Below are 13,375 nucleotides of genomic sequence, written 5' to 3'. Positions count from 1 at the left end.
CCCCGCCGGCCCCGCTCACCGCGCCCGCCCCCGTGCCACGACGTACGCGACCCGCAGCACGCCGACTCCGGTGCCGACGACGGCCAGCGCGTAGAGCAGCATGTGCATCCCGGTCGCGTACGCGGCGAACGCGGCGCCCCGGAACCGGTAGGTGAAGCGCAGGAACCGGTGGCTGGTCGCCGCCGACCCGATCAACAGGCCGAGCCACAGCGGCAGCAGCCACGGCAGGAAGAAGACGAACGGCAGGGTCAGCAGGCTGAGCCCGGACAGGACGAGCCCGGTCGGCGAGAACGCGTTCACCCGCATCCCGGTGCCGGCGTTGCGCCGCCGGCCGGCGCGGAGCATGACCAGCGGTGTCTGCGTCGCGAAGCCGAACTGCTCCCGAACGAACGGCAGGAACCGGTCAACGTCGTCGTGCCGGGTGACGACGGTGTCGGTGACGACGAGGTGGTAGCGGTCGGGCAACCGGGTGCCGAACTCGGTGTCCTCACCGGTGCGCAGCCGCTCGTCGAAGCCGCCGACCTCCTCGAACACCGTACGCGGGATCAGGCTGGCCGCGAACAGCGTCGCGGCCCGCCGCCGCCCGACGCTGCGCCGGCGCCAGAAATGCTCGAACGCCACCCGGTACGCCTCCACCGGACCGTCATCGAACAACGGACGCGCGTCATAGATCCCCTGCACCATCCCCACCCCCGGCGACCCCACCAACAGCCGCACCGCATTCCCCACCGCATCCGGCGCCAACGCCGTATCCGAATCCACAAAGAACAACAACGGCGCCGAACTCGCCGCCACCCCCGCATTCCGCGCCGCCGCCGGCCCCGAATTCACCGGCAACTCCACCACCCGACACGGAAACCCCGCCGCGATCTCCCGCGAACCATCCGTACTCCGGTCATCCACCACCACCACCTCGACCGGCACATACGACTGCCCGAACACCGACTCCAAACACGCCCGCAGCGTCTTCTCCTTGTTGAAATTCGGCACGATCACCGCAACCCCGGCCGCCGGTGCCATCTACGGCCTCCCCTCGACGGTCACGCGGTCCGGGGCCGGAGGACGTGCCGGACGGGGTGCCGGACCGGCATCCGGACCGGTCCGGTGCAGCCGGACCGCGGCCAGGACCAGCAGCGCCGCCCCGAGCAGGGTGTAGAGCAGTTCGACCGGCCGCACCCAGGTCTGTTCCGGCAGCGGCACCCAGCCGACGACGTGCGCGATCCACCAGGGCAGCGGCAGGGCGAAGACGAGCCACAGGCCGCCGACCAGCACCGGACGCCCGGGACGGGCGGCCAGCAGGACGGGCACCTGACGCCCGGAACGGGCGGCGAACACGGCGGGCACCTGACGCCCGGAACGGGCGGCCAGCACGGCGGGCACCTGACGCCCGGGACGGGCGGCCAGCAGGGCGAGCAACGGCACGCACCAGACCCAGTGGGCGTACCAGGTGACCGGCGAGACGAGCAGGCCGGTGACGGCGCAGGCCAGGATTCCGGTCAGCTCCTCGTGGCGCCGGCTCGCCCATACCGCGACGGCCAGGCCGGCGACGCCCGCCAGCACACTCACCGGCAGCCACACCGGATGCCACGATTCCGGCAGGAGGTTCAGCGTGGCCCCGCGCAGCGAACTGCCGTACGCCTCCTCGTCCGGCGGCCGGGTGCGCGAGCCGTCGACGAAGGCGCCGCCCCAGAAGGTGGCCGAGGCGGACGGCAGGAGCACGAACCCGACCACGACGGTGGCGGCGAACGTCGCCAGCGCGGTCACCGCGGCCCTGATCCGGCCGGTCAGCAGCAGGTAGGCGACGAAGATCAGCGGGGTCAGCTTGAGCCCGGCGGCGACGCCGATCAGGATCCCCTGGTGGCGCCCCCGGATCCGGAGCAGGTCGACCAGCACCAGCGCCAGCAGCAGGATGTTGACGTTGCCGAGCAGCAGGGTTCCGGCGATCGGCGACAGTGGCAGCACGGCCAGGGTGCCGGCCGCGAAGAGCAGCAGCCGCCGCCGGCCGTCACCGGGCGCCAGGTGTCCGGCCAGGAGCCACACCACGGCCGGTACGACCAGTGCCGACAGTGCCGTCCAGGCCCAGTAGCCGACCGAATGGCCGACGGTTGCCAGGGGCAGCAGCGTCAGTACGGCGAACGGTGGGTAGACGAAGCCGTACCCGTCCCGGCTGACCTCGTACGGCGATCCGCCGCCCAGGACCGCCGTGGCGGCGTCCCGGTAGACCGCGAGGTCGCCCCCGGGCGCCCAGGCGCTTCCGGTCCGTGCGGCGACCCACTGCACGACGGCGATCGCCGCGACCGTCACGGCGACGGTCAGCAGGAGCACGCCGGTCACGGTGGCGGCCGTACGGCGGTCGGGGCCGGTGTGCGGGGCAACGGTCACCGGGGCACCCCGACGGACGGGGCGGCCCGCCGGGCGGCGGGGCGGACGATCCGCTCGACGGTCCCGATCGCCGCGCCGGCCGCGGACGTGAGCTGGTAGAGCAGGTGGACGGCGGCGAATCGCAGGCCGAACCGGACGCCGCGGTCGGACATCACCCGCCGGTAGGTGCCGCCCTCGAGTGCCACGGCCAGCGCGAGCAGCAGCAGCGGCGCCGCGAGCCCGGCGGCGCCGACGATCAGCGGCAGGGGCAGGGTGAGGGCGGCGGCGAGGATCAGGCCGCTGGCCAGCACCCGGGAGGCGGCTCCGCCGAGGACCTCACCGGGCCGCACCTCGTAGGCGCTGGCCCGGGCCCGCAGGAACACCTTCGGCAGCAGGACCCGCAGCGTCGTGTCGTGGTCGTGTGTGCCGGCGATGGCGGCGGTGCTGCGTACGTCGTAGCGCTGCCTGATCCGGTAGCCGTACTCCGGTGCCTCGGTGTGCCGCAGGTCGGGGTTGAACGGCCCCAGCTCGCGGAAGACGTCGGCGCGCATCGCGCACAGTGCGGTGTGCAGCCCTTCCATCGGGCCCTCCCGGGCCAGCCACCAGTGGTACATCTGCAACGCCCGGTATTCGGCGATGAGGTTGTGCGACAGCAGCGACTCCGGGCGGAGCACGCCGCAGATGGCGCCGAGCCCCGGCGCCGACGACAGCTCCGCGACCGCGGCGGCGACGCTACCCGGTTCGAGCGCGACGTCGGCGTCGAGGAAGAACAGGATCTCGCCCTGCGCGTGCTCGGCGCCCAGGTTGCGGGCGGCGCCGGGGCCGCTGTTCGTGGTCAGGCGCAGGACGGTGGCACCGGCGGACGCGGCGATCATCGCGGAGCCGTCGGTGCTCGCGTCGTCGACCACGATGATCTCGATGGCCGGGTGGGTCTGCCGGAGCACCGACTCGACGCACAGCGCGACCGTGCGGGCCCGGTTGTAGCAGGGGATGACGACGGAGACCAGCGGGTCCACTGTGCCTCTCCTTCTCGCGTCGGGCCGGTCCGGCCGGGGCCGGCACAGGCCGGTGCCGCGTCGATTGGGCCGGGTCGCGTGTCGCCGGAACCTCTGCGGCGAAATTCCGAGATTCGGCTTTGTCTGCTCATGTTCATATGAACGGAAGTCTGAATTGTTGACCATCAAGATCCATCAAGCGATGGCCGCCTATATTCTGCGTACGGGTGGTCACCCCGTCAAGGACTTCACAAAGGGCATTCAAGGCTTGACATCTGCTTGATACAGGTCAATATGTCGCATTGGATGGGGACAAGCGGTTCGAGAGGTTTCGGCCACCGTGCGCCGTTGTGTCACCCCATCTCTCCACCACGAGGACGGGCTGGACCGACCGGCCCGCGCCCGACGCGAGCCGGCCCACCTGCGACGACCGGACGCCGACCCGCCCCCGGGACCGTGGCGCCCGAGCCCGGGCCGGTTCGACGGCGGGCCGGGCACCGGGGCCGACCGACCCGCCGCACATGACCTCCGACACTCCGACCGTCGTCCCACACCGGACCCGGAATTGGGAACCTGTTGACACGACCGGTAATGGGAGAAACCGACCCGACGAAATCCCGGGATAGTCACGACCGTCGCACGTAGACGGATTCGGCACGGCGGGCGCACCCCCGCCCTGGCACCGGACCCGGGAAATCCTCGGGACACACTCCGCCCACCGGCCCCGCCCGCTCGGGGTCGCGACCGCCGGCGCCCGCACCGCCGCCGGCACCCGGCGCTCCCCGACCGGCGGCACGCCCGACGGACTCCGCGGCCACCGGCGGCGGCCCGCCGTATCCACACCGGACCGCAGATGAATGGAATGCTTCCCGCTGGCGGAATTCCGCGCGCCCTTTCGGCGCCTCACGGAACAACCGGATGATTCATTGACATCACTGTTATCCGTACTCATGCTTGGTGGGCATTGCCGCCACGGGCGGTTTTGGAATACCGAATCGAGGTGGAATGGATACGTCAATACGTGACGCGTTCTATTACCCGGTCAGCGACACCAGAATGGTTCGCGGAGAGGGAATCTATCTGTACGACGAGGACGGGCGGGCGTACATCGACTGCGCTTCCGGAACGTTCAACCTCAGCCTGGGCTACTCGCATCCGGCGGTGGTCGAGGCGATCCGGCAGCAGTCCGCGAACCTCATCCACACGACCTCGACGTTCCAGGTGGACCCGGTCAGCCGCACCGTACGGCGGCTGGTCGAGGAGTCGCCGCCCAACCTGGTGCAGGTCCACCTCAAGGTCGGCGGCGGTTCGGAGGCGAACGAGGGCGCGGTCAAGATGGCCCAGCGGGCGACCGGACGGCGGGAGGTCGTGACGCTTTTCCGCAGCCACCACGGACAGACGATGATGATGACGTCGATGTCGGGGAACGCATTCCGCAAGGCTCCGTTCCCGATCCTCTATCCGGGCTCGGTGCAGGTTCCCGATCCGTACTGCTTCCGCTGTTTCTACGGACAGCGGCGGGAGAGCTGCGCGCTGATGTGCGTGGACCGGATCGACGACTTCCTCGAGTACGCCAGCGGCGGTCAGGTCGCCGCCGTCATCGTCGAACCCATCTCCGGCAACGGCGGCAACGTGGTGGCGCCGGACGGCTATCTGCCGCGATTGCGGGAGTTCTGCGACCGGCACGACATCGTGCTCATCTTCGACGAGATCCAGACCGGGATCGGCCGTACCGGGCGGATGTTCGCGGCGCAGCACTTCGGCGTCGAGCCGGACGCGATCACCGTCGGCAAGGGGCTCGGCGGCAGCGGCGCCCAGATCGCCGGCATCCTGACCAGCGAACGGCTGGCCGGGCTGCCCGCACACCACCACTCGTTCACGTACGGCGCCAACGCGCTGGCCGCCGCGGCCGCCGCCGTGACGCTGGACATCGTGGCGCGGCCGGAGTTCCTGGCCAACGTACGCGCCACCGGCGACCACATCATGGCCCGGCTGCGGGACCTCCAGCGGCGGTACCGCGCGATCGGCGACGTACGGGGCGTCGGCCTCATGATCGGCGTGGAGCTGGTGCTGCCCGGCAACGCGCCGGCGGTGGCGCTGACCGGCGAGCTGGCCGAGCGGGGGATGCGGCACGGGCTGGTGCTGCGCACCTCCCGGTACGGGCACGGCAACGTGCTGAAGATCCGCCCGCCGCTCATCCTCACCCTCGACGAGGCGGACCTGATCTGCGACCGCCTGGACGCCCTGCTGCGCGAGGTCGCCACATGAGGGCGCTGCTCACCGGCACCGCACGGGCGGTGCGCGACGCGCTCGCCGGGATCGTCCCGGCCGGCGGGCGGGCGGTCCTCGGCGACGCGCCGGGCGGCGACGCCCAGTTCGACATCGACAAGGTCGCCGAGCGGGCGGTGTGGGAGTACGTGTGCCGCCACGCGCACGTCCCGGTCGCGGTGCACACCGAGGACGAGGGAACCCGGACCACCGGCTCCGACCCCCGCCACGTCCTCGTCGTCGACCCGATCGACGGCACCCGGCCGGCGTCGGCCGGGCTGGAGATGGGCACCGTCTCGATCGCGGCGGCACCGATCGGCGACGGCCGGCCGACGCTGCGCGACGTGACCGCCGCCCACGTGCTGGAGCTGAAGACCGGCGCGTGGCTGTACGCCGACGACACCACCGGGGTCGAGGCGGCCGGCTACCCGTGGCCGGTGCCCCGGCTCAGCCCGAACACCGACCTGACCCGGATGTTCTGGTCGCTGGAGTTCAACGGGCACCCGATGCGCCTGATGTGCGAGGCGTACGCGCACCTGGTGGACGCGTCGGCGAACACCGGCGGGGTGTTCGTGTTCAACAGCGCCTCGTACTCGATCACCCGGATCGTCACCGGCCAGCTCGACGCGTTCGTCGACGTCGGCAACCGGATCCTGCGCGACCACCCGGGCACCGAGGCCGCGTTCCGCCGGGCCGGCCGGGGCAACATCCTGCACCTCTTCCCGTACGACATCGCCGCCGCCGTCTACCTGGCCCGGCGGGCCGGGGTCACGGTGACCGACGGCTACGGCGCCCCGCTGGACGACATGCCGCTGCTCGCCGTCGACCCGGCCGGTCAGCGGTCGTGCGTCGCGGCGGCCACCCCGGCGCTGCACCGCGCCCTGCTCGACAACATCCGCTGGCACTCCGGAGGATTCGCGTGAAGGCCCTCGTCCTGCAACCGGACCGCACCCTGCGGCTGGTCCACCGTCCACGGCCACGGGTCACCGCCCCCGACGACGTCGTCGTACGCGTCGTGCAGACCGGCTTCTGCGGCACCGACCGCGGGGTGCTGCTGGGGAAGTTCCCGGCCGTGCCCGGTGTGGTCATGGGACACGAGGCGGTCGGCGAGGTCGTCGAGGTCGGTGCCGGCGTGACCACGCTCGCGCCCGGCGACCGGGTGGTGGCGAACCCGACCCTCTACTGTGGCCTGTGCCGGTGGTGCCGGCGCGGCGCCCTGAACTTCTGCCTGCACAAGGCCGGCAACGAGATCGGCATCGACCGCGACGGCGCCTTCGCCGAACACCTGCGGCTGGAGGAGCGGTTCCTCCACCGGCTGCCGGACGGCATGTCCTACGACCGCGCCGTACTGGTCGAACCGCTCGCCTGCGTCATGAACAACCTGGCGGCGGGCCGGCTGCGGACCGGCGACGAGGTCGTCGTCCTCGGCGGCGGGCCGATCGGCGTCCTGGTCGCCCTGCTCGCCGACCACGCCGGCGCCCGGGCCCGGCTCGCCGAACCCGACCCCTACCGCCGGGCCGCCGCCCGGACCTACTTCGCCGGCATCCCCGGCAGCGCGGTCACCGTCACCGAACCCGACCTGGTCGCCGCCCGGTCGGCGACCCTGGTCGTCGACACCGTCGGCCCGCTGCTCGAGCGGGCCTGCGAGATCGCCGACGACGCCGGCCGGATCGTCGTCATGGGCTTCCACGAGCGGGCGACCGCCACCCTGCGCCCCCTCGACCTGCTCCGGCGCGGGCTGAGCGTCATCGGGGCCGGCGACTACAACAGCCACATCTTCGTCCGCGCCGTCGAACTGGCCCGGGACCTGCCGCTGGAGGGGATCGTCAGCCACCACGTACGGCTGGACGACTTCGCCGACGCGCTCGACACCCTCGGCATCGCCCCGGGCGCGGCCGCGCCGTACAGCGGCATGAAGGTCGTCATCACCACCGGCGGTGGCCGATGAGCCCCCGACCGGTCGTCTACGGCGAGTACCCGTACTACCGCGCCGACCCCGACCGCTGGGGGCCGAACCTGGCGGCGCTGGCCGACGCCGGCATCGACGTCGTCACCTGCTACCTGCCGTGGCGCTTCCACGAGGTCGCCCCGCGCCGGTACGACTTCACCGGCGCCCGCGAACCGCAGCGGGACCTGCTGCGGCTGATCGCTCTCGCGCAGAGCGCCGGCCTGGGCGTGCTGCTCAAGCCGGGGCCGTTCATCCACGCCGAGGTGCAGTTGGGCGGCCTGCCCGACCGGGTCAGCCCCGCCACCGACCCGGCGTACACCGCCGTCCTCGACGTGGCCGGCCGGCCGGTCACGTCGCAGGGGCTGCCGCTGCCGAGCCTGTCCTGCCCCCGGTTCCGGGCCGAGGTCCGGCACTGGCTGGCCGCGGTCGACCGGCAGGTCCTGGCGCGTACGCTCGCCCCGCACGGGCCGGTCGTCGCCGTCCAGATCGGCAACGAGGGCATCTACAGCGACGCGAACCGGCCGGCGACCGCGCACGACTTCGCGGCCCCCGTGCTCGCCGCATTCGCGCAGCGGCTGCGGGCCGCCGGCTCCGCGCTCGCCGCCACGGTACGCGACACCCGGCCCGCCGACTGGCCACCACCGCTGCGGGCGGCCTGGGCCTGGTACGGCGGCGAACTGCTGCGCGAGCGGTACCTCGACCTCGCCGCCGACCTGTCCCCGGAAACCCGCCGGGTGGCGACGGTCAACCTGCCCCTGCCGGCGCTGGACGGCCCGGCCGGCGGCGCCGCGGCGTGGCTGCTGCGTACCGCCCGGCTGGACGAGACCGGCCTGCGCGAGGGCTACACCGCCTGGGTCGGCAACCCGGCGAGGTCCCGGGCCGCGTTCGCGTCGCACTGGTTCGGCGTACGGACCCGCCGGTCCAGCAACGTCGAGGACAACTGGGGGTTCACCTGGACCGACCCCGCCTTCGCCCGCCCCGGCAACGCGCTGTTCCAGTCGCTGCTGGCGCTGGCGCTCGGCTCGCGCAGTTGCAGCGTCTACACCGCCTGCGCCACCGGGCACTGGGGTCCGCTGATCGACCTCGCCCCCGACGGCGTACGCGCCGACGGCCTGGACCCGCTGGACTACGCGCCGCCGTACTGCCCGGGTGCCCCGCTGCACGAGGACGGCACCGCCGGCGCCAACCTGCACGCCCTGCACGCGCTGCGCGACCTGGTCCGCGCCCCGCACGCCGGGCTGGCCGGCGCCCGGTTCGCCGCCGACGCCGTCCTGCTGGTCCCCGAGGCCGTCGCCCGCGCCGAGGCGTGGCCCGGCGACAGCGCCCCGGCCGCGCCCGCGCTGCCTACCGTGGCCGGGCTCGCCGTCGACCTGATGGAGCGGCACCAGTTCCAGTTCGACGTGGTCACCGAGACGAACGCGGCCGACGCCGGTGCCGGTGTGCCCTGGCTCGTACCGGTCGGACCGGCCGGCCCGGACCCGAGGCTGGCGGAACTGATCCGCGACCACCGCGCCGCCGGCCACCCGGTGGTGCTGCTCGCCGGGGCGGCCGGCGGCCCGCCCGGCCCGCTGCCGGTGTTCCGGGCGGACGCGCCGGACCTCACGCCGCTGCTGCGGCTGCTCCCGCCACCCCGGCACGCCCACCCCGACACCGACCCGGCCGTGGCGTTCGTCCACGTCGACGCCGCCGGGCAGCCGCTGGCCGTGTTCGTGTTCAACCTCGGCGCGCGGCCGGTCACCGTCCGCCGCACACTGCGCGGCGTCGCCGTCGCCGTCGAGGTGCCGCCGCACGGCGCCGTCTGCCTGCGGCACACCGGCACCGGCTTCACCCCGGCCGCGGTCAGCGCCGACCCCGGCCCGGCCACCACCGCATCCGGCCCGACCACCACCCCGAAGGAGACAGCATGACCACCGGCATCACGTTCGACCAGACCGTGCCCCGCGCCCTGGTCGACCGGGGCGACACCACGACCGTACTGATCACCAGCTGGACCAGGACCGCGACGACGGTGACCGCCGGCGCGGTCTGGCCCCGCCTCGGCGGCTACTACAGCCTGCTCGACCCGGCCCGGCACGACCCGCTGCTGGTCCTGGAGACCCTCCGGCAGGGCTCGCTGCTGCTCGCCCACGTCCTCGACGACGTACCGCTGGCCACCATGCAGATCATGCGCTCGGTGCACTACACCGCCGAGCCGGACGGGCTCGCGATCACCGACGAGCCGACCGAACTCGTCGTCACCGTCGAGTGCGACCACGAGGAACCCGACGGCCACACGATCATGCAGACGCAGGTGTCGTGCCGGATGTACCGCGACGGCCGCCTGGTCGGCAGCGGCGGCGGCCAGGCGGTCGTGCCGCCGGCCGACCGCTACCTCAAGGTCCGGGGCCGGGACCCGCTGGAGGTCGTGGTCGCCGACGTCGTGCCCGGCCCGGCCGTCGCGCCGCGCACCGTCGGCCGGGCCCTCGAACGCGACGTCGTCCTCTCCCCCCGCGACGTCGTCCTCTCCCCCGGCGACGTCGTCCTCTCCCCCGGCGGGGAGTCCGCCGACGGCACGGCCTACCGGCTGCGGATCGACCCCGGGCACGCCAACTTCTTCGACAACCCCACCGACCACACCCCGGGCATGCTGCTGACCGAGGCGATGCGGCAGGCGGTGGTCGCCGAGTCCGGCGACCCGTACTTCACCCCGATGTCGATGTCGGCCCGGTTCCTCCGGTTCGTCGAACTCGACCACCCGGCGGACGTACTCGTCCGGCGCGTCCCGGCCGGCTTCCGGACCGAGGTGCACCAGTTCGGTCGCCGGGCCGCCCACGCGAAGTGGCCGCTTCCCGGTGGCGGCAATGGATGAGCTGCTGCGCCTGAGCGCCGTACGGGTCGTCGAGGCGCTCCGCGACCGGCAGGTGAGCCCGCTCGAACTGCTCGACGCGGTAGAGGTCCGCCTCGCCGAGGCCGAACCGGTCGTCAACGCCCTCACCACCGCCTGCCTGGCCCGCGCCCGGGCCCGGGCGCACCGGCTCTGCGCGGACGCCGCCGAGGCCGGACACCCGGCCTGGCTCGCCGGCCTGCCGGTGCTGGTGAAGGACGTCGTCGACGTCGCCGGGGTGCCGACGACGTACGGCTCCCCCGCCTACCGCGACAACGTGCCGACCCGCAGCGACCCGCTGGTGGAACGGATCGAACGCCGGGGCGGGATCGTCGTCGGCAAGACCGCGCTGCCGGAGTTCTGCGCCGGCGCCGACACCGTCAACGAACTGTCCGGGCGCACCGTAAACCCCGTCGACGCCACCGTCTCCTGTGGAGCGTCGAGCGGCGGGGCGGCGGCCGCGGTCGCCGCCGGCGAGATCTGGTGCGGGCACGGCACCGACACCGCCGGCTCGATCCGGATACCGGCCGCCTTCTGCGGCGTCGTCGGCCTGCGCCCCACGCCCGGGCTCGTGCCCACCGGCACCACCGACCCGGTCGGGTTCGAGGTCCACGGCCCGCTGGCCCGCACCGCCGCCGACGCCGGGCTGCTGTTCGCGGCCATGGTCGCCGAACCCGTCCGGGCTCCCGCCTGGTCCCGCGAACCACGGGTCGCGTTCAGCGCCGACCTCGGCGGCACCGTTCCCGTCGACCCCGAGGTACGGCGGCTGTGCACCCGCGCCGCCGAGCGGCTGCCCGACGCCGGCTACCGGGTCGAGCCGGACGCGCCGGACGTCGACGGCGTACACGACGCGGGCCTGACCCTGCTGGCGCACCGGGCCGCGCTGCTGCACGGCGACCGGGTCGACCGGCACCGCACCGCCGTCGGCCCGGTGCTGCGGACCGAGGTGGCCGCCGGCCGGCGCGTCACCGCCGACCGCCTCGCCGCCGCCCGGCGGACCCGGGCCGGGTTCCGGCGGACGGCGGCGGCCTTCCTCGGCCGCTACGACATCCTCGCCATCCCCACGTTCGGCGTACCGCCGTGGCCGGTCCCGGACCGCCCGAGCCCGTACCCGGACCGGCCGCACCTGGACCGGGCCGCCGCGGTCTGGCCGCTCGCCACCCTCGCCCCGATGGCCGGCTGCCCGGCCGTCACGGTGCCGTGCGGCCGGACCGCCGCCGGCCATCCCGTCGGTCTGCAACTCGTCGGTGCCCCGGGCAGCGACCACCACCTGCTGCGGGCCGCCACCGACGTGGAGGCCCTCACCGGAGCCGCCGCATGAACCGCTATCCCGCCGAGCGGTCCTGCCCGCTGCGGCCACCACCGGAGTACGCGCGGTGGCGCGAGGAGGCACCGGTCACCCCGGTCGTGCTCCCCGGCGGCCGCCCCGCCTGGCTCGTCACCCGCTACGACGACGTACGGCGCCTGCTGCGGCACCCCGCGCTCAGCTCCGACTCCACCCACCCCGGCTATCCGGCCTTCGGGTCGGCGGTCGAGGTGCCGCCGCTGAGCCGTTCGCTGATCGGGCTGGACGGCGCCGCGCACGAACGGCTCCGCCGCGTCCTCGGCGCCGAGTTCTCCGTCCCGGCCGTGGCACGCATGCAACCGGAACTGGACCGCATCGTCGACCGGGCCGTCGACGGCCTGCTGGCCGGGCCGGTACCGGCCGACCTCGTCGAACGGTTCGCGCTGCCGGTCGCCTCGCGCACCATCTGCCACGTGATCGGCCTCGGCTACGAGTCGCACGAGGTCTTCGAACACAACACCCACGTGCTCACCGACGGCACCCGCTCGGCCGGGCAGAAGGCGGCGGCGAGCGCGGCGATCACCGCCCTGGTCGCCGACCTGGTCGGGGACCGGCGCCGCCGGGCCCGCGACGACCTCGCCAGCCGGCTCGTCACCACCGGCGGGCTCACCGACGAGGAGGTGGTGGACAACCTCGTGCTGCTGGTCGCCGCCGGCCACGACACCTCGGCGAACATGCTCGCGCTGAGCGCGTGGACCCTGCTGGACGATCCGGCGGCCGGCGCGGACTTCCTGGCCGCCGGCCCGCAGGGGCAGCAGAACGCGGTCGAGGAACTGCTGCGCTTCCACAGCATCATCCAGCTCGGGCTGGCCCGGGTCGCGACCGCCGACATCGAGGTCGGCGACCGGATCGTCCGGGCCGGCGAGGGCGTCGTCCTGGGCCTGCCGGCCGCGAACGCCGACCCGCGGCGCTTCACCGAACCGGACACCCTCGACCTGGCCCGCGCCGACGCCCGCCGGCACCTGGCGTTCGGGTTCGGCCCGCACCAGTGCCTCGGGCACTACCTCGCCCGCACCACGCTGCGTACGGCCCTCGCCGGCCTCCTGGGCAGGCTGCCCGGCCTGCGTCTCGCCGACGAGGCGCGGGCGCCGCAGATCAAGGACTCAATGGACTTCCATGGCCTGCACCGGCTGCCGGTCCACTGGGAAACCCCCGTCGAAGGAAGGGACACCGCATGACCACGCCCGCACACAACAAGGAACTCGTCCGGCGCCTCTACGAGCAGTTCTTCGTCCACCGCGACCTCGACGCCGTCACCGAACTCATCCACGAGCGGTTCCGGCAGCACAGCCCCGACGCGCCGTCGGGCCGCGACGCCTACGTCGACCACCTGCGCGAGGCCGCCTTCGCCGGCGGCAGTTCCGACATCAAGCGGATCCTCGCCGACGGCGACCTGGTCGCCGTACACCACCACATGCGGCTGCGCGACGACACCGGTCCCGGCCTGGCCGTCGTCGACCTCTGGCGGATCGAGGACGGGCGGCTGATCGAGCACTGGGACGTGGAGCAGCCCGTACCGGAAACGGCCCGTGTCCCCAACGGAATGTTCTGACCGCACGGCACGGGCGGCGTGGCCGGCCGCCGTCGCGGCCGGC

General features: G+C 73.7%; 11 protein-coding genes. 8 read left to right on the top strand and 3 right to left on the bottom strand.

Annotation, left to right across the window (positions count from 1 at the left end):
* Positions 1 to 15: 15 nt before the first annotated feature.
* Genes AB0M79_RS34215 through AB0M79_RS34205 form a run of 3 tightly spaced genes read right to left on the bottom strand, consistent with a single transcriptional unit; the run spans position 16 to position 3,377 of the window.
* The gene (locus tag AB0M79_RS34215) at positions 16 to 1,020 is read right to left on the bottom strand and encodes a glycosyltransferase (protein WP_364222252.1); all 1,005 of its coding nucleotides are present in this window, start codon (positions 1,018 to 1,020) and stop codon (positions 16 to 18) included.
* Positions 1,021 to 2,382, bottom strand: coding sequence for a glycosyltransferase 87 family protein (locus AB0M79_RS34210; RefSeq protein ID WP_364222249.1), 1,362 nt, complete (start codon positions 2,380 to 2,382; stop codon positions 1,021 to 1,023). It abuts the gene before it with no gap.
* Positions 2,379 to 3,377, bottom strand: a complete 999-nt coding sequence (locus AB0M79_RS34205; RefSeq protein ID WP_364222246.1) for a glycosyltransferase family A protein — start codon at positions 3,375 to 3,377, stop codon at positions 2,379 to 2,381. The genes AB0M79_RS34210 and AB0M79_RS34205 overlap by 4 nt, the downstream gene beginning before the upstream one ends.
* 1,035 nt (positions 3,378 to 4,412) lie before the next feature.
* Here AB0M79_RS34205 and AB0M79_RS34200 point away from each other — a divergent pair.
* The 8 genes from AB0M79_RS34200 to AB0M79_RS34165 are packed head-to-tail and all read left to right on the top strand — an operon-like array spanning position 4,413 to position 13,332.
* Complete coding sequence (locus tag AB0M79_RS34200; RefSeq protein WP_364222243.1) at positions 4,413 to 5,624, top strand: aspartate aminotransferase family protein; 1,212 nt, start codon at positions 4,413 to 4,415, stop codon at positions 5,622 to 5,624.
* Entirely contained in the window at positions 5,621 to 6,547 is a 927-nt protein-coding gene (locus tag AB0M79_RS34195; protein WP_364222240.1) for an inositol monophosphatase family protein, read from the top strand. Before AB0M79_RS34200 ends, AB0M79_RS34195 begins: the two co-directional genes overlap by 4 nt.
* On the top strand, positions 6,544 to 7,572 hold the full coding sequence (locus AB0M79_RS34190) for an alcohol dehydrogenase catalytic domain-containing protein (RefSeq protein ID WP_364222237.1): 1,029 nt from the start codon (positions 6,544 to 6,546) through the stop codon (positions 7,570 to 7,572). The genes AB0M79_RS34195 and AB0M79_RS34190 overlap by 4 nt, the downstream gene beginning before the upstream one ends.
* Entirely contained in the window at positions 7,569 to 9,479 is a 1,911-nt protein-coding gene (locus AB0M79_RS34185; protein ID WP_364222234.1) for a beta-galactosidase, read from the top strand. The genes AB0M79_RS34190 and AB0M79_RS34185 overlap by 4 nt, the downstream gene beginning before the upstream one ends.
* Positions 9,476 to 10,420, top strand: coding sequence for a ScbA/BarX family gamma-butyrolactone biosynthesis protein (locus AB0M79_RS34180; RefSeq protein ID WP_364222231.1), 945 nt, complete (start codon positions 9,476 to 9,478; stop codon positions 10,418 to 10,420). The genes AB0M79_RS34185 and AB0M79_RS34180 overlap by 4 nt, the downstream gene beginning before the upstream one ends.
* Positions 10,413 to 11,756: an amidase gene (locus AB0M79_RS34175; RefSeq protein ID WP_364222228.1), complete on the top strand. Its 1,344-nt coding sequence runs from the start codon at positions 10,413 to 10,415 to the stop codon at positions 11,754 to 11,756. Before AB0M79_RS34180 ends, AB0M79_RS34175 begins: the two co-directional genes overlap by 8 nt.
* Positions 11,753 to 12,958 (top strand): cytochrome P450, encoded by a 1,206-nt coding sequence (locus tag AB0M79_RS34170; RefSeq protein ID WP_364222225.1) that lies wholly within the window; start codon positions 11,753 to 11,755, stop codon positions 12,956 to 12,958. The genes AB0M79_RS34175 and AB0M79_RS34170 overlap by 4 nt, the downstream gene beginning before the upstream one ends.
* Entirely contained in the window at positions 12,955 to 13,332 is a 378-nt protein-coding gene (locus AB0M79_RS34165) for a nuclear transport factor 2 family protein (RefSeq protein ID WP_364222222.1), read from the top strand. The genes AB0M79_RS34170 and AB0M79_RS34165 overlap by 4 nt, the downstream gene beginning before the upstream one ends.
* The last annotated feature ends 43 nt before the right edge of the window (positions 13,333 to 13,375 follow it).

It is taken from the genome of Polymorphospora sp. NPDC051019, assembly GCF_040683055.1.
Taxonomy (GTDB): Bacteria; Actinomycetota; Actinomycetes; order Mycobacteriales; family Micromonosporaceae; genus Polymorphospora; species Polymorphospora lycopeni.
The sequence above is the reverse complement of the archived record's forward strand: the minus strand, read 5'-3'. Positions and strand labels throughout refer to the sequence as shown.